Annotated in this window: 17 protein-coding genes; all 17 read left to right on the forward strand. The window is 37.0% G+C overall.

What is annotated here, in order from left to right; genetic code table 11:
* The first annotated feature begins 9 nt into the window (after positions 1-9).
* The 17 genes from G602_RS0103935 to G602_RS0104015 all read left to right on the forward strand — a co-directional run bounded on the left by G602_RS0103935 (position 10) and on the right by G602_RS0104015 (position 20310).
* Positions 10-1914, forward strand: a complete 1905-nt coding sequence (locus tag G602_RS0103935; protein WP_026657782.1) for a YARHG domain-containing protein — start codon at positions 10-12, stop codon at positions 1912-1914.
* Positions 1915-2408: 494 nt separating this feature from the next.
* Complete coding sequence (locus G602_RS28540) at positions 2409-2696, forward strand: helix-turn-helix transcriptional regulator (protein WP_049945036.1); 288 nt, start codon at positions 2409-2411, stop codon at positions 2694-2696.
* A 22-nt stretch (positions 2697-2718) separates the two neighbouring features.
* On the forward strand, positions 2719-5397 hold the full coding sequence (locus G602_RS0103945) for a calcium-translocating P-type ATPase, PMCA-type (protein WP_026657783.1): 2679 nt from the start codon (positions 2719-2721) through the stop codon (positions 5395-5397).
* A gap of 2 nt (positions 5398-5399) precedes the next feature.
* Positions 5400-6017 (forward strand): TerD family protein, encoded by a 618-nt coding sequence (locus G602_RS0103950; RefSeq protein ID WP_026657784.1) that lies wholly within the window; start codon positions 5400-5402, stop codon positions 6015-6017.
* A gap of 19 nt (positions 6018-6036) precedes the next feature.
* Positions 6037-6669 carry a TerD family protein gene (locus G602_RS0103955; protein ID WP_026657786.1) on the forward strand — a complete coding sequence of 211 codons (633 nt, stop codon included), beginning with the start codon at positions 6037-6039 and terminating at the stop codon, positions 6667-6669.
* A 15-nt stretch (positions 6670-6684) separates the two neighbouring features.
* A complete protein-coding gene (locus G602_RS0103960) occupies positions 6685-7278 on the forward strand; it encodes a TerD family protein (protein ID WP_026657787.1) in 594 nt (197 codons plus the stop codon).
* Between the two features lie 10 nt (positions 7279-7288).
* Entirely contained in the window at positions 7289-7864 is a 576-nt protein-coding gene (locus G602_RS0103965) for a TerD family protein (protein WP_026657788.1), read from the forward strand.
* A 16-nt stretch (positions 7865-7880) separates the two neighbouring features.
* Positions 7881-8462, forward strand: coding sequence for a TerD family protein (locus G602_RS0103970; RefSeq protein WP_026657789.1), 582 nt, complete (start codon positions 7881-7883; stop codon positions 8460-8462).
* A gap of 148 nt (positions 8463-8610) precedes the next feature.
* Positions 8611-9072 (forward strand): TerD family protein, encoded by a 462-nt coding sequence (locus G602_RS0103975; protein WP_256374963.1) that lies wholly within the window; start codon positions 8611-8613, stop codon positions 9070-9072.
* 4 nt (positions 9073-9076) lie between these two features.
* Positions 9077-9661 carry a TerD family protein gene (locus tag G602_RS0103980; RefSeq protein WP_026657791.1) on the forward strand — a complete coding sequence of 195 codons (585 nt, stop codon included), beginning with the start codon at positions 9077-9079 and terminating at the stop codon, positions 9659-9661.
* 53 nt (positions 9662-9714) lie between these two features.
* A complete protein-coding gene (locus G602_RS0103985; RefSeq protein WP_026657792.1) occupies positions 9715-10332 on the forward strand; it encodes a 4Fe-4S single cluster domain-containing protein in 618 nt (205 codons plus the stop codon).
* Positions 10322-11452, forward strand: a complete 1131-nt coding sequence (locus G602_RS0103990; RefSeq protein ID WP_026657793.1) for a coiled-coil domain-containing protein — start codon at positions 10322-10324, stop codon at positions 11450-11452. Before G602_RS0103985 ends, G602_RS0103990 begins: the two co-directional genes overlap by 11 nt.
* Before the next feature lie 35 nt (positions 11453-11487).
* Entirely contained in the window at positions 11488-12951 is a 1464-nt protein-coding gene (locus G602_RS0103995; RefSeq protein WP_026657795.1) for a hypothetical protein, read from the forward strand.
* A 16-nt stretch (positions 12952-12967) separates the two neighbouring features.
* On the forward strand, positions 12968-14485 hold the full coding sequence (locus tag G602_RS0104000; RefSeq protein WP_026657796.1) for a hypothetical protein: 1518 nt from the start codon (positions 12968-12970) through the stop codon (positions 14483-14485).
* A 14-nt stretch (positions 14486-14499) separates the two neighbouring features.
* On the forward strand, positions 14500-18114 hold the full coding sequence (locus G602_RS0104005; RefSeq protein ID WP_026657797.1) for an AAA family ATPase: 3615 nt from the start codon (positions 14500-14502) through the stop codon (positions 18112-18114).
* A 14-nt stretch (positions 18115-18128) separates the two neighbouring features.
* Entirely contained in the window at positions 18129-19037 is a 909-nt protein-coding gene (locus tag G602_RS0104010; RefSeq protein ID WP_026657798.1) for a hypothetical protein, read from the forward strand.
* A 13-nt stretch (positions 19038-19050) separates the two neighbouring features.
* On the forward strand, positions 19051-20310 hold the full coding sequence (locus G602_RS0104015; RefSeq protein WP_026657799.1) for a protein kinase domain-containing protein: 1260 nt from the start codon (positions 19051-19053) through the stop codon (positions 20308-20310).
* Positions 20311-20324: the final 14 nt, after the last annotated feature.

Below are 20324 nucleotides of genomic sequence, written 5' to 3' on the forward strand. Positions count from 1 at the left end.
AGAATATTAATGTTTTGTTCTAAGTGTGGTAAAGAGATTAGTGATAATGTGAGATTTTGTCCTTCTTGTGGGGAAAAGATAGACGAAGTAAAACATGGGATCAGTCTAAAAAAAGAAACTGAAGAAGTAAAACATGGAATCAGTTTAAAAAAAGAAATGGATGAGTCTGCTTTAGATAATAGTAATAATACTTCTAATACACAGGCTATAGACATTACGAACTATTATGGTGAATATCATTTCAAGAGCCAGGCCAAGGGTAAGGGCGTGGATGTTGGGCCTATTACACTGGTTGAAGGATATAGTACCAAGACAGATATTACTGTTGATTCTAAAATTCTCAAATACACACAAAGTAGAAGATTTGGAAAAGATAAGCAGGGTCAAATTAATATAGCAAGTATTCGTTCTATTGAGTCGGGAACATATTTCTCTCTATGGATACTGATATTGTTTGCCCTTATAGCAGGTATATGCGCCTTTACACCAATTGTCGTTGGAACAGACATTGTGCTTAGAGCTGTGATTGCTGCGATTATTTTGTTAGGGTTATTGTTTGAAATTAGAAATATTAGGACTATTATTATTCAATCGGGGGGGAAGTTTTTCTTTGACAGTAGAAATAGGAAAGATGTTAATATTTTTATCGAAGATATGACATCTCATCCTCAATTTAAAGGGAAGATTAAAAAAAGCTTATTTCCTATTCAAAAAATGGCAATCATAGCGCTATTGGTTTGTACGGGAGTAATGGTTTTAAATCCAAATCCATTCGCTAGTTCGCAGCTGTTTGAAGGAACTTATCAAGAATGGGAAGCGGCACATTATCCGGATAATTATAGAACTTACATTATAGCTGATGTTACATTGGGCATGGAAGATACTGAGAATGACAGTATTTTAGTTGCTGCTGGTGATTCGTTTGATAAAGAAATATGGATTACTAACAATAAGGGGCAAAAGATTAAGGATTGGACATGGTTACATGAGGGCACTCCTTTTGAGGGTAACTATGCCATTTTTGAAGTCACATTGACTCCATATAGGAATGACGAAATTTATACTGCTGAAGAATCGTTTGTATACGCAGATCCTATGGCTATCACATATGATCAGTACGTAGCTCGGATGGGAGGTATAAACGATTCTGAAGTAGAAACTATTTCAAGTGAGATTGACAACAATAATAATATAGAAGAAACAACTCCTGTTGCAGATGATATTGTATCTGCAAATGAGATAAGTAATGAGAATGTTAATGATTATCCTGCTGATAATCAAGGCGATTATCTTAATTATTGGGATTGGTGTGGGTCTTATGAAGGCGGTTGGATGGATACATCTTTGTGGTTTGGGTTATACTCTGATGGCACACAGGATCCAGAGTGTGGTTATATAGAATTAAATTTTAGAGGAAATGAATTTCGTGGAGATTTGTTTTATCTAGGTGGGAATAAATTCTATTGTGATATGGTATATGCATCTTCTACAGAAAAATACTATCTTTATGCTGGAATGGCTGGAGGTAAATGTACTCTAGAAATATATAATGCGGATGAGTCATATGAATGTACATATACTATGGATGTGTCATATGAGGAATATGTAGAAAATGAGTATCAGAGTAGTTTGAATGGAGAATACATAGTATATGGATCTGATTCAGGATATTTTGACAGAAGCTATTTTGAGAGTTTTACTAATGATGAATTAAGGCTTGCTAGAAACGAAATTTTTGCTCGTCATGGAAGAACGTTTAAAGATCAGAAATTGCAAGATTACTTTAATTCTAAGTCGTGGTACACTCCAAGGTATTCACCTGAAGAATTTGATTCAAAAATGGATCAGATTCTTAATGTTTGGGAGAAGTCAAATGTAGAAACAATAAAGCAGGTAGAGGCATCTAGAAAGTAATATGATTGTTAATTAACAATAATGGAATTAACTATATTGGGGGTTATAATACGATTAAAACATGCCATTACACTGAATGGCCAGATACAATAGTGAATAAGGAAATCAGTCTGATTCCATGAGGAGTTAGACTGATTTTCCTAAATAATGGACTGTTATCTCTCAATAATTTTTCACGTTTATCTTGTGTCTAAATGGGTATAGGATTTTTATGAATGATGACAAGTAATTAGTCATATCTTTGACAAGTTGCTTGTCACGAGTTATAATCAATACATGCGGTTTAGAAGAAATAACGAATGGTATATTGAAGCTTAGAATGTAGTATTTTGGCGGCTTAAAGAATAATTAAATGATATTTATATGGAATAGGAGGAAATCCTAGTTTGTGTTTGTTATATAGGGCAAAGTGTTCAAGAGATGAAACTTTGCTTTTTTGTTGCTTGTATATGATTTATGAATGAAAAAGCTTTTGTTATTAAGAGGAGATAGAAATGAGAGATCTGACAGTCGTGAGGCAGAATGAGATGATTGAAACTTTGGTAAAACGGCTACCACTCATTAGAAAGGAGATGAATATATCGCAGACCGAACTTGGAGAAAAGGTTGGATTAAGCAGGCAGACAATATCTGCCGTTGAGAGGGGGACAGCAGAATTATCATGGAATAATTATTTGGCGATAATGATGTTTTTGAATGCAAATAAAGATAATTGTAAAACGATTTTCAACGATGATAGCGACAATTTATTGGAACTTTTAGCTGTCACCGGTAGAAAATAAAAAATTTGGTAAGGAGATTGTTATGAAATTTAATGGCTTAACAGATGAAGAAGTCAAAAAATCTAAGGAGAAATATGGTACAAATGTAATTCCAGATTCTGAACCCACCACATTTTGGGATGAGTTCAAAGAAACATTTAATGATCCGATGATTAGGATCCTTCTTGCAATTGTGGCTATTATGCTGATTATGTTCTTCTTGGGACATGCTCAGATTTATGAGCCGATTGGAACAATTGTTGCAGTTCTTATCGTGGCATTTGTTACAGCAAAGACAGGTGTTGCAAGCGATACGAAGTACAGGGAACTGAAGGAAAGTACTAAAAAAGATACTTGTAAGGTATACAGAAATGGATTGATAACTGTTATCGATGTGGATGACGTTGTAGTAGGCGATAAGGTTATTTTGCAGTCTGGCGATAAAATACCTGCAGATGGCTTGTTGGTTGATGGGGATTTGAGAATCGATAACTCAGTTCTTAATGGCGAAGCTGAAGAATGTAAGAAAACAGCAACGTCTATAGATACTATTTTCCCTGAAGAATTAACGGGAGATGTATTCGTTGATAAGTACTCTTTGTTTAGAGGAGCTGTAGTTTTTGATGGTGAGGGGATTTTGGATGTAAGAAAAGTTGGACTTTCAACCATGATGGGTATGATGGCTGAAGATATGCAGGATGATGAGCCAGATTCTCCATTAAAAGTAAAACTCTCTAAATTGGCTAATCAGATTTCTGTATTTGGATATGTTTCTGCAGTGGTTATTGTTATCCTTTATATGGCTTATTTCATAATTAAGGCTGGAGGATTTGGAGCGTACATTGGCACTGGCTGGAGCAATGTATTAATGAATGTTATAGAGGCGGTATCGCTTGCCATTCTGATTGTTGTATGTGCGGTTCCAGAAGGATTGCCCCTTATGATTTCATTAGTACTAATGCAGAACACTAGTAGAATGCTTGATCATAATGTATTGGTCAGAAAAGCTGTGGGAATAGAAACTGCTGGATCTTTAAATATTCTTTTCAGTGATAAAACGGGTACTATTACTAAAGGTAGTTTGGAGGTTGTAGAGTTTTTTACTCCTGACGGAGAAAATATTCCGCTATCTGATATCAAGAGTCATGGAAAGTTAAAGACTTTAATGGATATTGCAATCGGAAAGAACACTGCATCTATGTTTGATAGCCAGCATCGTGTAATTGGTGGTAATGCGACAGATCAAGCATTGATGAGATTTCTTGGTGAGGAATCATACAATTTCCTGGCAAATGGTACTGATAAAGATACAGATTACAGCGTAGGGCTTTCACAAGGCTTTAACTCTGCTAATAAATTCAGTCAAGTTGAGATACGTGAACTAGGACAGGTTTTCTATAAAGGTGCACCAGAAAAATTACTTGCAGTTGCAAAAAAAGGATTAAAGGCAGACGGAACTGTAACAGAGCTGTTCCCAGAGGTGGTAAACGAGAAGATTAATGAATATGCATCAAGAGCAATGCGTGTGTTGGCGTTTGGATATTCAGAAAGTGCATTTACTGAAAATACAATAAATGATGACGTCGTTATCATTGGATTAGTTGCGATTAGGGATGATGTTAGACCTGAGGCTAAAGAAGCAATTAAGGAAGTGCAGACAGCAGGAATACAGGTAGTAATGATTACTGGAGACAGATTGGAGACAGCTGTTTCTATAGCAAAGGATGCTGGACTTATAAAATCCGATACGGATAGAGCATTGACATCCGCACAGCTTAATTCTATGAGCGATGAAGAGGTAAAATCAATCATCAAAGATATTAGAGTTATTGCTAGAGCCCTTCCGACTGACAAATCAAGAATGGTAAGACTTTGTCAAGAGATGAATTTAGTAGTCGGAATGACAGGTGATGGTGTTAATGATTCTCCTGCTTTAAAGAGGGCGGATGTTGGCTTTGCGATGGGTAGTGGAACAGAAGCTGCTAAAGAGGCTGGAGAGATTGTTATTATTGATGACAATTTCAGATCAATCAAGGATGCTATTTTATATGGAAGAACAATTTATAGAAATATTTTGAAATTCTGCAAGTTCCAGCTGGTTATAAATGTTGCTGCTGTAATTGTAAGTGCTATAAGCCCATTCTTTGGTATTGTGGAACCGCTGAAAGTAACACATTTGTTATTTGTTAATTTGGTAATGGATAGTTTAGGTGCAATCATGCTTGGTAATGAACCAGCTTTGGAAAAGTATATGCTTGAAAAACCTAGGCGTAGAGATGAAAGCATTATTAGTAAGGCAATGGCTGCACAGATTCTGATAATGGCATTGTGGATGACTATTATTAGCTTTTGGTTCTTAAAATCACCATTTATATCGAATCTGTTTGGAAGTCAGGAAAAGCATTATACAGCATACTTTGTGCTGTTTGTAGTAGCTGCACTTTTCAATGGATTTAACGTAAGAGATGATGGTTTCGCTATCTTCAAGGGATTAAAGGATAATCCAGGATTTATGAAGGTATGGGTACTTATAGTTGTAGCTCAGGCATTAATTGTAAATGCGGCATTGATACCGCTATTATTCTTTAAATTTCTCAGTTCAATGTTTAGCTGCACCCCTTTTGGTTTGGCAGGATGGGGAATTGTATTCTTAATAGCTTTAACTATGATACCGATTGATTTAATACGTAAACTAATTATGGGCACAGCTAAGGAGGTGTGAGGATGTCAATCAACTTATCTAAAGGACAGAAAATTAATCTGTCAAAAGAACAAGCAGGTTTGTCCCAGGTAATGGTGGGGTTAGGCTGGGATGAAGTTCAGCAAAACACTGGATTTTTGGGGGCTTTATTCGGCGCAAAGCCGCAGGATATTGATTGCGATGCATTCGCAATAATGCTTGGATATGATGGGAAGCTTCTTCACCATCCAAATGATATTAAGGAGTGTACTGTGTTCTTTAATAACCTTTCTGATCCTGCTCATTCTATTGTTCATCAGGGAGATAATCTTACAGGTGCAGGCGAAGGCGATGATGAGCAAATCTTTGTTGATTTGAATCGTGTTCCTTCAGATGTGCATTCGATAGTATTTGCTGTAAATATCTACGAAGCTTTCAAAAGAAATCAGCATTTTGGTATGCTTCAAAATGCTTTTATCAGAGTTGTTGATGCTAAAAGTGGAAGAGAACTTTGCAAGTTTAATTTGAATGAAAATTATAATAATGATACTGCCCTAATTGCAGGAGCTATAAGCAGAACGGATAGTGGATGGGAATTTACTGCAGATGGTTCACATGCGAGAGTTCAGTCGTTAGTTGATGTAGTAGCAGCGTTTTCATAATGGACAAAGGAGGAATTAGATGGGAATTAATCTTCAAAAGGGTCAGAAAATTGACTTAACTAAAGGTGGAAGTGGATTAAGTCGTATAATGGTCGGATTAGGTTGGGATGAGGCACAGCAGCCTCCCCAGCAGAGTGGTGGATTACTAGGATTGTTTAAATCTCAACCTGAAGTAAAACAAGATATAGACTGTGATGCATCGGCTATACTGCTTAATGCTAATGGAAAATTGTATGGAACAGATGCAAATGATTGTGTGGTTTACTTTGGAAACCTTACACATTCTAGTGGAGCTATTGTTCACCAGGGGGACAATCTTACTGGTGAGGGTGAAGGTGATGATGAACAGATTATGGTTAATCTGAGCATGGTGCCATCTGATGTTGATAAAATAGTATTCGTTGTAAATATTTATGATGCAAATGTAAGAAATCAGCATTTTGGTATGATTCAGAACGCATTTATCAGACTAGTGGATTTGAGTAATAATAGTGAGATATGTCGCTTTAATCTATCTGAGAACTATAGTGGTATGACTGGGATGGTTGTTGGAGAAATATATCGTAGAAACGGAGAGTGGAAATTTAATGCGATAGGTCAGCCAGTAAAAGAAGCTAGCCGATTGGAGTCGCTACTTAATCTTTATGTGTAAAGGAGACTAACAAAGATGGGAATCAATCTTCAAAAAGGTCAGAAAATTGACTTGACAAAAGGTGGTGGTGGATTAAGTCGAATAATGGTTGGATTAGGCTGGGATGAAGCTAAACCTGCTGGAAATGGATTTTTGTCGAAGATTATTAAGCCTGTGGCTATAGATTGCGATGCATCAGCGATTCTTTGTGATGGAAATGGTAAATATCTTGACTTGGTCTATTATAGCAACAAGGAACTGTCTGATGGTTCGATCAAACATCATGGAGATAATTTGACTGGTGAGGGTGAAGGCGATGATGAGCAGATAGAAGTTAATCTCACAAAGGTAAACCCTTCGGTAGGAAAAATAGTCTTTACTGTGAATATCTATGAGGCAACAAGTAGAAATCAACACTTTGGAATGATTCAAAATGCTTATATTCATTTGGTAGATATGGATAAAAATGTCGAGATCTGTAATTTTAACTTATCTGAAAACTACAATGGAATGGAAGGTCTGATAGTGGGAGAAATCTATAGAAGAGATGGCGAATGGAAGTTTAATGCTATCGGACAGCCTGTTCAAGATGCCAGCCATGTAACAAAATTGGTTGATATGTACAGATAGGAGGATAGAGATGGCAATTAATTTGCAAAAAGGGCAAAGAGTAAATCTTGATAGTTCTATGCAGTTAGCGCTTGTTGGACTAGGATGGGATGTTAATCCGTATCCGGGATTACCTAAATTTGATTTGGATGCATCTGCTTTTTTGCTTGGAGCCAACGGAAAGTTGATTACAGATAATGATTTTGTTTTCTATAACAATCTAAAAAACCCTAGTGGATCTGTTATACATCATGGCGACAATACAAGTGGAGAAGGTGATGGTGATGATGAGGTAATTACTATTGATTTCACAAAACTTCCTCCAGAGGTGGAAAAGATTGCTATAACAGTATCAATTTACGAGGAAGGAACTCCACAGCAAAACTTTGGACAAGTATCTAATGCGTTTGTAAGAGTGGCGAAGGTATCTAACGAGTTCGATTTACAAGGTGAAGATCAGTTAAGATTTGACTTGACAGAAGAGTTTTCGATTGAGAGGGCTATTTTGGTATGTGAGATTTATAAGTATCAAGGGGCCTGGAAGTTTAATGCAATCGGAGCTGGATATCAGGGCGGTTTGCAGGAGTTAGTAAACATTTATCAATAAACAGGAAGGGGAAAACATGGCTGTTAATCTTTCTAAAGGACAAAGGGTAACTTTGGATAATTCAATGACAATGGCACTTGTTGATTTGGGATGGGATACTAACCAATATGATGGTGCTTTTGACTTTGATTTGGATGCATCAGTTTTTTTGCTGGGAAGCAATGGCAAATGTGCTCGCGATGAGGATTTTATCTTTTATGGAAATCTGTCAAGCAGGAATGGAGCTGTTGTACATCAGGGCGATAATAGAGTTGGTGGAGGAGACGGCGAAAATGTTATTATCGATTTCACAAAAATCCCAGCTGATGTCGAGAAATTGGCCATATGCGTAACGATAGATCAAGCTGTAGAGCGTAGACAGAATTTTGGACAAGTTCAAAATGCATACATTAGAATTGCTAAGATTGCTAATGAATTTGACTTGAATGGGGAAGACCAGTTGAGATTTGATCTTGATGAAGAGTTTTCTATTGAAACTGCAATTGTTGTCTGCGAGATATACAAAAGAGATGGTCTATGGAAATTCAATGCTGTGGGAGCAGGGTATCAAGGAGGGCTTGCGGCATTGGTAACAAATTATGGCCTACAGGTAGAATGATTTTTAAAGTGTTAAGGATTATTTAGCGATTGTCATTTGGTGAAAAAGTGTGAAAAGAATCGAGAATACACAATCTTATTAGATTGATGCAGATGGGAGACTGGTACAGGTTTCTTTTGTTGCAGAACGGATATGTCCAAAGGAGGACATTGTTTTAGATATGTCTGCATTTTTGCTTGATGAAAAGCATATATGCCAGTGTGATAACAACTTCATCTTTTATGGTAATCAATCATCAATAGATGAAGCAGTTTGTCAAATTTGTAATCCGAATGATCAGTTGCTGATTGATTTATCGAAAATTCCTGACCATATTTGTAAAATAGTAATATGTTTGACAATATATGATACAGGTCGCCGTTATACGTTCATACAATTTCGAAACATTATGATATTGCTATCATGGTTAAACAATAAATTCGATGAAAATGGCGAGGCTTTTCTAAAATATTGTATTGATGAGAAATTCTCAGAAGAGACAGTTGTTTTAGCATGTGAGTTTTATAGAAATCATGACAAATGGATGTTTAAATGGATTGGTGAAGGCTATAAAGGATGTTTTGAAAACTTGATTGTTGATTATGGACTAAATCTCAAAGGAGGTAATTAGAAATATGGCTGTAAATTTACAAAAAGGACAAAGAGTATCATTAGATAATTCAATGAAGATGGCACTTGTTGGATTAGGATGGGATACAAATAAGTACGATGGTGGTTTCGATTTTGACCTTGACGCTTCAGCGTTTTTACTTGGAGCGAATGGTAAGTGCTTGAGAGATGATGATTTTGTCTTCTATAACAATCTTAATGGAAGAAATGGTGCTGTTGTACACCAGGGCGATAACCTTACTGGCGAGGGTGATGGAGATGATGAAGTAATTATCATAGATTTCACAAAAGTTCCCGATGAAATCCAGAAGATTGCAGTTTGCGTTACTATTCATGACGCTGTAGCTAGAAGACAGAACTTTGGACAGGTGTCTAATGCATATATCAGAGTAGCTAAAATTGCAAATGAATTCGATATGCAGGGAGAGGATCAGATCAGATTTGATTTGGAAGAAGAATTCTCAATAGAAACTGCGCTAGTAGTTTGCGAAATCTATAGACATAATGGCGAATGGAAGTTTAATGCTGTGGCATCAGGTTACCAAGGTGGACTTGAGGCTTTAGTAAGAAACTATGGCTTAGATGCTTAAATAGGTAAGAATGGGAAAACCTGTTTGGGTTTTCCCATTCATAATATAAAAAGATGAACGAATTACTGATTTCACATTATGTATTGAAAACGAAAGTTTTGGGGCCATATGAAAGAAGCGCAATTTGGGTAAGTGGATGCTGCTTTGATTGTGATGGCTGCATCGCAAAAGAAATGAATAATCAAGAAGCTACGAGAATTGATGTGACTTCTTTAGTAAAAGTGTTTACGGACGCAAATACTGAAGGCATAACGATAAGTGGCGGAGAGCCTTTTCTACAAGCCAGGGCATTGACAGGATTAGTACAGAATATTCGTAAGAATAGAGACTATGGAGTTATTGTTTATACAGGCTTTGATTATAAGGAATTACTACAAACAGATGACAAAGATAGAAAAGATTTTTTGAGAGAAATAGATATTCTGATTGATGGAAAATATATAAAAGATAAAGATGATGGATTGCCATATAGGGGGTCATCAAATCAGAAAATTAGATTACTGACGAAACGTTATAAAGAGGAATACAACTCATATTACATGAGTGGAGATAAAAGGAATATAGAAATTAATGTAGAGCCTAATCATATTTATATGGTTGGGGTTCCATCTGAGTACGGATTAAAAACATGGCGAGAATTGAAAAAGAGGGCTGAGATTAATGGGCAATGAGTTTGAAATCTATAAGAAAGACTATATCAAGCTTAATCTGTATAAGGAAACAATAGAACAGAAGAAAGTTGAATTCAAATTGTTTCTTGAAATTGATAATGTTGAGAAAGATTTGTTTGATATACGAAATGGATCCAAGTACAGATTCAATAATTTTAATGTAACAGAAGATGAAAATGATAATTACATTACATTTAGGCCTATCACAATAGGATGTTATTTGTATTTTAGGTTGATTTGTAAAGTACCGGTAAAGATTGACATTGTAAAAAATGGATCCTCAACAGTAGCTCAATCATATGAGATTCCTGTTGGTGAAACCAAAATTGAGTTTGAACCAAAGGGCTTGGACATGTGCTTAATGAAGTTGGATATAAGCGCAGATAGTTCTCTTCAGGGGACGACTATTTCAAACACTCAGCAAGTAAATCAGAACACTGGAAGTTTTGGCGGAGGATTTGATATGCCAACGCCATTTGAAGGGACAACTCCGCTGGGGAGTGGTACTGGGGCTGTTTCAGCACCTGTGAAAGATGAACCGACTGTATCAACCACTGCATTGCCAGGTTTTGATTTGGACTTTGCAGGCTCAGGCTTCCAGGCACCTCAAATTGAGCAACCGGAACCATCTCCGATTCATCCAACGTCAGTACCAGTACAAGCATCGAATGATATTGCTTCAAATGAAGTTTTTAGGACATCAAACATTGAGGAAACGAGAGAAAAAGAACAGAGAATCGACCAACTAAATAGAAGCAATGATTCACTGCAGCAGAATATTGATGCTCTAAATGAATCAATTAGGCAACTTGAAGCAAAAAATCAACAGTTGGTAGATGGAAAAAAAGGCCTTGAGCAGCGATTAGCAAAATTACAAGCCGAGTATGATAAAGACTATAGTAAGTATGAAGATGATCTAAAAGAAATAAGTGAAAAATATAATATTGATGCTGAAATTCTAAAGCTTTATGGAGGACAAGAGATTACTCCCATTGAAGAATTATTTGCGCGTACAGAGATGGATATTACAGCAATTGAAGAGCAGATAAAAATTTTTGTTGAAGCACAACAGAGAAAGACAACAGAGATTGAAGAAGAACTAAAGATTGGAAAGAAATGAGGCGGCTGGAACAGGCTAAAGGTAGATTGGTATAAATGGATGAGATAAGACGTCTTGAAAGACAGTTAAGGGAATTACAAAACGAACTGCGAAGGCAGAACAATGAAGCAGCTCAAATGCGGCAGAGATTGGCCCGAGAAAATCAAGAAAAGTTACGTGCATATGAGCGCGAAATGCGTACCAATCTTGATCAGCATGATAGGGATGTTCAAAGAGAATACGAAAGACTTCTGCGTGAATATCAAGAAAGTATACGTGCTGAGGTTCAAGAACAGCAGCTTTTAATGGATGTTGAATATCAGAGACTGCTTGCAGACACGAAGGCAAAAGAGCAGGAACTACTTGAAAAGTCACGCCAGATGGAGGCTTTGGTAGCTGATTTAAAGCAGAATACTATAGAGAAGGATAATGCTAGTGCTCAAGAAGCAGAGAAATACATGACAGAGGCTGCTTTATCATATAAATCTGTAGAAAAAAAACCTCATGAAAAGTTTTTTCCAAAAAGAATTAAAACTTTTCATACTGCAATCTGTGAAGCTCGCACACTATATAAAACAGGCTTAAATGAAGCCGCAATTGCTATTTCTATTTCTGCTAGATCAGGACTCAATAGGTTGGGATTTGAAATCGATGAGCAATACGAAGAGTGGGTTAGGTTTTATGAGGTCTTTAAAAGTAAAGTGGGGATTGTTCACTTACGTATAGTTGATGAGTTGGGAATATGGCAGTCATTTGCTTTAGCTACTGATAAAAAGAGTAATCAATTAAATGATGCTGAAAAAGACAAAGCGAGGAAGGAAATAAATTATTGGACAAGGGGTGTCTATGGAGAGCTTGTCGAAAAAGTGAATCAGTACGGCAGAGAAATAGCTAAAGCCGAAAAAGAAGGAATAGATAAGTATCTGTGCATGGATGAAAGTATTTCTTTGGAAGAAATGCAGAACAATATTGATGAATTAGACAAAATGGCTGAGCAGTTGGATCATCTATTTGCTGTATATAAAGAGCGTTATAGCATGTCATGTGAACGTGCTGATTGGGGTGAGGAAATCATTGATTTTATGGTCGATGAGATAAATCTTGGATGGATTGAAGATGAAACTCACTTTAAAAATGTTGATTCAGAAACAAAGGAGAAATTGGATTATAGAGAGTACATGACCCTTCGGTATGGAGAAGCTTTTGACGCGGTTGACTCTAGGGAATGGCTGGAATTGGCATTTTATAATTCGATTGAGACTAAAATTTTAATTTATCTTATCCCATATGAAAAGGGAGATCACGTAGAAAACAGGATTGTTGTATATGTTGATTACATTGGGGCAGAAAATGAGGATTATTCGAGACAGATATATGCTCATATATGCGAGGCGATAAAGCTTGAAGAAGATGATGGAATCATCAATTTTGCAACAGATGTAGAGCAGCTTACGAGTAATATGAACGCTACCCTGAGGGAAGCAGGAAAGTCAATAAAAAAGAAAATACAGCGTATTTGATAATGGAGGTATTCTGATGAGTGGTGAGGCTGGTGGATTAATACTTATTCCGTTGGTAGCGGCTGCAGCAGTTCCGATTTTGGGAATGGCTTTGGTTGGCGGAGCGGTTTATGCAGGTGCAAGAGCGGCTTCAAATGCTGCGAATCGTTATGAAGAAGAGCAGAGACGAAAACGTGAGGCTATAAGGCAAAGTGGCATAGGGGAGTCTATAGGCTCATTTAGGTCTTCAATTGCTAATAATATGAATGAGCAGCTTAGATTAAATACGGAAACATCTAGCCGGATGATGCAAGAAATAGAAAAGAATAGAAGGGCTATGATTGAACTGGCTCAAGCTAATGATCCAGAAAAATTTCAGCAATATGTTGGACAGATACGTACATCTAGGCAGCAGCTTTCAAATGAATTATTCAACATACAGGATAATTATGTCAAAAATTATCAGTTAAAAATTGTTGAGAGCATGGACAATGTAACTAGGACTATTGATAATCAATATGCTCAATTTCTGGGAGAGTTACAGCAATTCCAAAACGATCTTGTGGCAAAGAAAAATCGAGCTAGACAATTGGCTGACCAGTATATTGAAGAATCTAAGATTCTTATTGCTTCATTGGAAGATGACTATGAGGGACAGAAGTTTTCCGGAAGTCAGTTGCTTGAACTTCAAAGGCAGATAAATGATGCCATCGGGCAATATAATATCGAGAATTACGAGGGTGCTCTTGCTACTGCTAAAGATGCATCTATAGGGATATTGGAAGAAATCTATAAAGCTGACTGCAAAAAGCAGGAATGGGACAATTATTATAAACTGGCTTTAACTCTGTCAGCAGAATTATCAGCATATCTTGATGCTCAGGCAGTTGTGACAGAAGAAGCCAAAAAGCAGGCAGAGGCGCAGACAGGAAAGCCTTTGGAAGATGAAATTGTTGGAATAAAGATTTGTGATTACACAGACAAAATGAAAGATGGTCAGAATCAATATGATTACCTGGTAAAAAAGACAGAGGAAATAAAAACTTTCTTGGAAAGTGATGACGCCAAAAATCTGACAACACAACAACTTAAGGAATATGTTGAGCTCCTTAATGGCAAGCTTTATCCTTCGGCTGTTCTGGCAATTTATAAAGCTGTTCTGAATATGAGTAATGCCTTCTCAAGGCAGAATATTAGTGAAGAGATTATAGATTTCTTTGAGGATCATAATTTTACTTTCAAGGGCTATTCCTATGATGAAGATCAACATGACGGAGCGCTTCACATTGGTCTGGAGAATGAAGGAACCGGTGAGGAGATAATAGTTACTCTGGCGCCTGAATTGATGGAAAACGGAGAAGTTCAGACAAGAGTGCAGATTGATCAGCTCTGTGGTGAAGAGGCTAATGAGGAAAGGAAGGCCTTTTACAGGACAAGTGTAGAAAACGTAGTTGTAAATAACACTCCTGGGGCTCAGATTAAGCTTGAGTGCAGGAAAGAAACCAGAAATAAGCTATCACAGAATACGGCTTTAAGAGATAAACTTAAGATTTGATTGGAGAAAGTTAGATGAGTTCGGTTTTGGAAAGACCTAAGCTGAATAAGATATTCCTGATTTATGGTCATTTGGATGATATGTTCATATCAAGGAATCTTCAGAAGAACAATTTCAGACCATTTTTAAATGGCTATTTGAAGAACCTGGGATATGAACAGGTTGTCTTTTATTCAGGCGCAAAAAATGTTGGTAAGTTTGTTTTGGATGATGAAAGTGCCATTCTGGCAATTAATAAGAATAAGGGGCTTAGGAATACTTCGTCTACGACAGGAACGGAGCAGAAACCTGCGGAAAAAAAGAGAAGACGCATTTTGAATCCCCGTGCTAGTGCAGTTGCCAAAGAACAGACAACTGTTACTGAACCAGAATATCCTCAGGAAACAGCAGCTCAGACAGAAACTAACGCTAATCAGGAAAATGCCAAGCTTACCTATAAGCAGCCAAAAATTACACCGGTTGAATTTCTTGATGATGCTAAAAAGATGATGGCAGATACTTCCCATAAGTCAGCCATAGTATTTACATTCTTCCAGGACTTTTTTACTGACCGATCTGCTCCATTACAGCCGTATCTAGAATTGGTTTCTCATCTTTGGGATGAGTACAGCCATGAGACCAATGAGAATATTTGTATCTTTCTGGCGCCCCAGATGTCAAACTCAGACCTGAGTAAAATGTTTGACAATATGGAAAATGGTTTTGTTCTGAAGAACAGATTCTTTAATGAGAATGGTACCATTAACAGAAAATCCACTATTGAAGTAGGTCTTCCTAATCTTGATGAATTGGGGTATATGCTGGAGTATCTGAGAATTATTGGCGATGGCGGGAAAAAGCTGTCCTTTAAACAGGAAGATAAGAAAGAAATAACATCTTCTCTGATGTACCTGAGCAGAGAAGCGGACAAAGATGAAAATCGTTCAGGATACCTTCATGCAATTTATAACAACATTGTTGATTACATGAAGAATTCTGAAGGACTGACAGTACCTTTTTCTGAAGATGATGTTAAGAAAATATACAGTCAGTACAAGAAAATAGACGAATCCGATCCTCTTGAAAAATTAAAAAATACAAAGGGGTGGGAAAGTGTTGCAACCAGAATAGAAGAGATATTAAAAGACTATCGTATGAAGAAAGCTGCTGCTGAAGAAAAGAGCGGCAAAGTTAATAAGAATAAAGTTGATAAACCAGCCTGTGCCAATGAGAGAATAGATTCCGAGACGGAAAACACTGGGTACAGATATCCTGTTCCACATTTTATTCTCAGAGGAAATCCAGGTGTGGGTAAAACTACAGTTGCAAGACTTATAGGCCAGATTTTCTATGACGAAGGTATCTTGATGAAAGGAAATACCATAGAAGCTAAGAGAGATGATCTGGTTGATCAGTATGTTGGCGGCACAGCGATTAAGACCACTGAATGTGTAGAGCGTGCTCAGGAGGGGGTTTTGTTTATAGATGATGCTTACTCTCTTTTAGAAAAAGGGGACGAGCACAATTATCCTAAAGAGGCGATAGATACACTTGTTCCAATAATGACAAATCCTGATAAATACAGATTCTGTATGATTATGGCAGGTTATCCGGAGCCTATGGATGAACTACTGGAGATGAATTCGGGACTTCGAAGCAGATTCAGCGCAGCTAATATACTGACTATAGAAGATTATAAGCCAGATCTGTTACAGGAAATATTTGTAAATAATTGCAGAAAGGACGGATATAGGTTCATAGGCGATGAAGAAGGTGAAACACCGTTGGATTTGGATCTGTTCTTTACAAATCTTTATAATCAGCGAAACAGAGCGGATTTTGGTAATGCCCGAGATATTGTAGCATTAGCAAAAGAGGTTAAGATGCAATGCTCATTAAGAGATGACATTTTAAAATGCATCATAGCTGAAGATTTTGGTGATTCACAGAAATATTTTGTTAAACGAGGCGTATCATCAATTGATGAGATTTATGAGCAGATTGATAATTACGTTGGAATGGGCTTCGTCAAGGATTTGTTTAAAAATATCAGATTTGAAGTCCTTGATACTATCGATAGTAAGAAACGTGGTATTAAGCCTGAAGAATATCCGGACCATTACATCTTTGCCGGAAATCCCGGAACAGGAAAGACTACTGTCGGCAAAATGATTGGTGAGTTCTACCATATGATGGAAGTGTTAGGAGGTGCAGAGACTTTATTTGTGGATGCTTCTGACATAATTGGAAATCATGTTGGTGATTCTAAGAACAAGATTGTTGAGGTGATGCAAAAGGCCATTGATCATAATCAGGTTCTCTATATTGATGAAGCTTATCAGATTTCAGAATCTGCTTATGGCAATGAAATTATAGGTGCAATGATGACCAAAATGACTGAGAATGCCAATGACTTCAAGGTTATTTTTGGTATGTATTCAAATAAAGTCGAAGAATTTCTCAAGATGAATGCAGGTCTTTCAAGAAGACTTAGAGTAGTGAACTTCCCGGATTATACGCCAGATCAACTCCTTGAGATTTTTGACAGGACCATAAGGGCACAGGGATGTACAATCACTGATGAAGCCCACGACAGAGTACGTTTAATTCTGACGCACAAATATAACGTTCGAGGTGAAGATTTTGGCAACGCCGGAGAAGTTAAGAAGATGGTCATTGACATGAAGCGCCTGCGTCTTGAAAGAACATATTCTAGTAACAATCCGGAGATAAACAAATATGAATATACACTGGAAGATATTCCGGAAGATTTATTGGCAATGGTAGAAGATCAGGTTAATCCTAAGTCGTTGGAAGATATCATGGAAGAATTGAACCAGCAGATTGGAATGTCTGATTTGAAGGATATTATCATCCAAAAGCAGGAAGAGATAGTTTTTGCTCAAAAAAGTGGCGAAGGAACAGCCAATATCCGTCCGGGATATTATTTCTTTGTTGGAAATCCTGGAACGGGTAAATCAACTAGTGCAAAACTTTTTGCAGAATGCTTGCATCAGCTTGGAGTTGTAAAAACTAACAATTTCCATTCATGTACAGCAAAGGACCTTATAGGCCAATATGTGGGAGAGACAGACAAGAAAACATATGCGCTTCTGCAAAAATCTATAAATAGTGTGCTGTTCATAGATGAAGCATACAGTCTTTCATATGCTGATAGTCATTCAGATACGAATTATAAAAAAGAGGCATTAGAGCAGATAATTGCATTTATGGATGAACCGGATCATAGGAATAGATGTTGCATCATTTTGGCTGGATATGAAAAAGATATGCAGGGGCTGTATAAGTCAAATAGCGGAATGAGATCACGTATAGAAGAGGTACATTTCCGCGATTATACAGCAAAAGAAACGTTTGATATCTTTGCTCTTTTCTGTAGAAAGAATGGCTATACGATAACTGATGGGGTTGAGGATTATTATGTTCCAATATTTGAAGAGCTAAAGAAGCTTGAGTATTTTTCTAATGGTCGTACTGCGCGAACCATATATGAGAAGACTACAGCAAAGCTCAAGAGACGTGTTGTTCATTCAGAAAACATTAGTCCGGAAGAAACAAAGAAGATAATAACTGATGACCTATTAACACTTGATGAAGCCATTGCGGTTATTGGAGTAGATGGAAAGTAGGTTGAAAATCTAATATGAATACGGCTACCTTATACAATATTATTTATGGTATGGAACTTTTTAAACCCCGATTTCATACAACTGAGGCATACAAGAAAGCGTCTTTGGCTGTTATAGAAAAATATGAAGAGGCTCATTCAAAGGAAGCAATCATTGGCCTAGTGGATTTTAACAAAATTACTACTGATTTGGATTCAGGTGATGTTGTTTTTTTTCCGGATGAGATTATAGAGATAGCTAGTTGCAATTATGATCAATGGAAGTTTTTACCGCCTGAATTATGCGATGGCTCAGAATGGACAGTAAAACAAGATTTGTACTGTTTGGCAATGGTATTGTATGCTTTCAGATACTCATCGCTACCATATGATGGACAGCAGGAATTAAAGGCATTTTCACAAGATACCAATCAAAGAAAAGAACTTTACAGAAAACTGCACTTTGTCTTTTCGAATAATGATAAAGATAATATGTTGGACAATTTGATTGGGGCATCTATAGTATCGGCATGGGATAATGATGGATTTCAGGTCATAAAAGAGCTTTTCTCTCTTGTTTTTGAAAAGAAAGAAGAAAGAGATGTTCGTCCTGATATACAAAGTTGGAAAAAGATGTTTTGTGACGGTGTCCATTCAGATGATACAACACTTAAACTTGCTAAGGATGGGGTGGAGATACACCTTATAGATGGGCTTGAGATAAATAAAAAAGATCTTTTGCCAGGTGAAGATGAAACGAAAATTGGAAAAGTAGTAAGTAGTAATAAAGATAAAAATGTGCTTGCTTTGGGAAATACATCAGGTGAAAACTGGAGAGTTGATCTCCCAGATGGACAAAAGCTATCAGTAGCTCATCAGAGTGCAGCGCCTATTGTTAAAGGCGCTGTCATAGACTTTGGATTTGGTAGATGGGAAATAATATAGGAGAGGTGAAAAAATGCCATCATTAACTAAAGGCGAACTGATTCCAGCAGTAGATGGGAGTCAGAGTATACAGATTATTGAATATTTAGCAGAAGGTGGTCAGGGAGAGGTCTATAAGGTAAATTATCAAGGAAAAACTTGTGCTCTTAAATGGTATAAAAGACCAATCCCGCCAGATGCCTTTTATGAAAACTTGAAGAATAATGTGAAAAAAGGTGCACCTAATGAGCACTATCTATGGCCTTTAATGCTTACTGCGAAATATAAAGGAAGCTATGGTTATATCATGGAACTTCGCCCTTCTAAATATCATGAGTTTGGCGAGTTTCTGTTGAATATTGTGCGATTCAAGGATTATGAGACACTTTTCACTGCCGCGTTGAATATAGTGGAGAGTTTCAGAGTATTGCATAGTATGGGATATAGCTATCAGGATGTAAATGAAGGAGGCTTTTTCATTAATCCTGTGGATGGAGATGTTTTGATTTGTGATAATGATAATGTTGCTCCATATGGTGTAAACCTTGGCGTTAAGGGAATGCCAAGATATATGGCACCAGAAGTTGTTATCGATCAGACTCGTCCAAATACGCATTCAGATAGGTTTTCTCTTGCGGTGTTATTGTTTAGGTTGTTCTATATTGATCATCCGCTGGAAGGAGAATATACAATACAGTTTCCGCTAACAGATGCAATTGGAGCTCAATTATATGGCGTTAATCCGATATTTGTTTACGATCCAGAGAATGATAAGAATAGGCCTAACCCAGAAGCACAGCCTAATGTTATTAGTAGATGGAACATGTATCCACCAGATATTCAGTATACATTTACTAAAGCATTTACAAAGGGAATGAAAGATATCAACAATCGAATTACTGAAGTAGAGTGGGAAGAGGCGCTTATAAAAGCGCGAGGAATGCTGGTGAAAATTGATGGGCGTGAGCAGTTTATTAATGCGTATGCAAGACAGCCCATTCCTCAAGGCTGTAGATTTTTAAAATTGCCAGAATATGTAGTTGTTTTGGGGAATGATTCCAAAATATATAATTGTCATATTGATCAATATAGCGCAGATTATACTACAATAGCAGGTATAGTAAAAATGAGTCTTTCAGATAAAAGTGTATTGGGGCTAGGGAATATGACTGATCGTACATGGAATGTAATGAAGAGCACAGGTGAATCGATGAGTGTACCACCTCAGGGATATGCTAAACTTGACCCTGGTACCAAGATAGATTTTGGTGGAACCATTGGAGAAATCTATTAAAGGAGAATGAAAAA

The organism is Butyrivibrio sp. AC2005 (assembly GCF_000424145.1).
Taxonomy (GTDB): domain Bacteria; phylum Bacillota; class Clostridia; order Lachnospirales; family Lachnospiraceae; genus Butyrivibrio.

What these genes read in the sequence shown, in the direction of transcription:
- G602_RS0103960 (WP_026657787.1), top strand. Translation starts at nt 6,685, where the DNA reads ATGGGAATCAATCTTCAAAAAGGTCAGAAAATTGACTTGACAAAAGGT.
- G602_RS0103950 (WP_026657784.1), top strand. Translation starts at nt 5,400, where the DNA reads ATGTCAATCAACTTATCTAAAGGACAGAAAATTAATCTGTCAAAAGAA.
- G602_RS0103985 (WP_026657792.1), top strand. Translation starts at nt 9,715, where the DNA reads ATGAACGAATTACTGATTTCACATTATGTATTGAAAACGAAAGTTTTG.
- G602_RS0103955 (WP_026657786.1), top strand. Translation starts at nt 6,037, where the DNA reads ATGGGAATTAATCTTCAAAAGGGTCAGAAAATTGACTTAACTAAAGGT.
- G602_RS0103935 (WP_026657782.1), top strand. Translation starts at nt 10, where the DNA reads ATGTTTTGTTCTAAGTGTGGTAAAGAGATTAGTGATAATGTGAGATTT.
- G602_RS0103980 (WP_026657791.1), top strand. Translation starts at nt 9,077, where the DNA reads ATGGCTGTAAATTTACAAAAAGGACAAAGAGTATCATTAGATAATTCA.
- G602_RS0103965 (WP_026657788.1), top strand. Translation starts at nt 7,289, where the DNA reads ATGGCAATTAATTTGCAAAAAGGGCAAAGAGTAAATCTTGATAGTTCT.
- G602_RS0104015 (WP_026657799.1), top strand. Translation starts at nt 19,051, where the DNA reads ATGCCATCATTAACTAAAGGCGAACTGATTCCAGCAGTAGATGGGAGT.
- G602_RS0104010 (WP_026657798.1), top strand. Translation starts at nt 18,129, where the DNA reads ATGAATACGGCTACCTTATACAATATTATTTATGGTATGGAACTTTTT.
- G602_RS0103995 (WP_026657795.1), top strand. Translation starts at nt 11,488, where the DNA reads ATGGATGAGATAAGACGTCTTGAAAGACAGTTAAGGGAATTACAAAAC.
- G602_RS0103990 (WP_026657793.1), top strand. Translation starts at nt 10,322, where the DNA reads ATGGGCAATGAGTTTGAAATCTATAAGAAAGACTATATCAAGCTTAAT.
- G602_RS0103970 (WP_026657789.1), top strand. Translation starts at nt 7,881, where the DNA reads ATGGCTGTTAATCTTTCTAAAGGACAAAGGGTAACTTTGGATAATTCA.
- G602_RS0104005 (WP_026657797.1), top strand. Translation starts at nt 14,500, where the DNA reads ATGAGTTCGGTTTTGGAAAGACCTAAGCTGAATAAGATATTCCTGATT.
- G602_RS28540 (WP_049945036.1), top strand. Translation starts at nt 2,409, where the DNA reads ATGAGAGATCTGACAGTCGTGAGGCAGAATGAGATGATTGAAACTTTG.
- G602_RS0103945 (WP_026657783.1), top strand. Translation starts at nt 2,719, where the DNA reads ATGAAATTTAATGGCTTAACAGATGAAGAAGTCAAAAAATCTAAGGAG.
- G602_RS0104000 (WP_026657796.1), top strand. Translation starts at nt 12,968, where the DNA reads ATGAGTGGTGAGGCTGGTGGATTAATACTTATTCCGTTGGTAGCGGCT.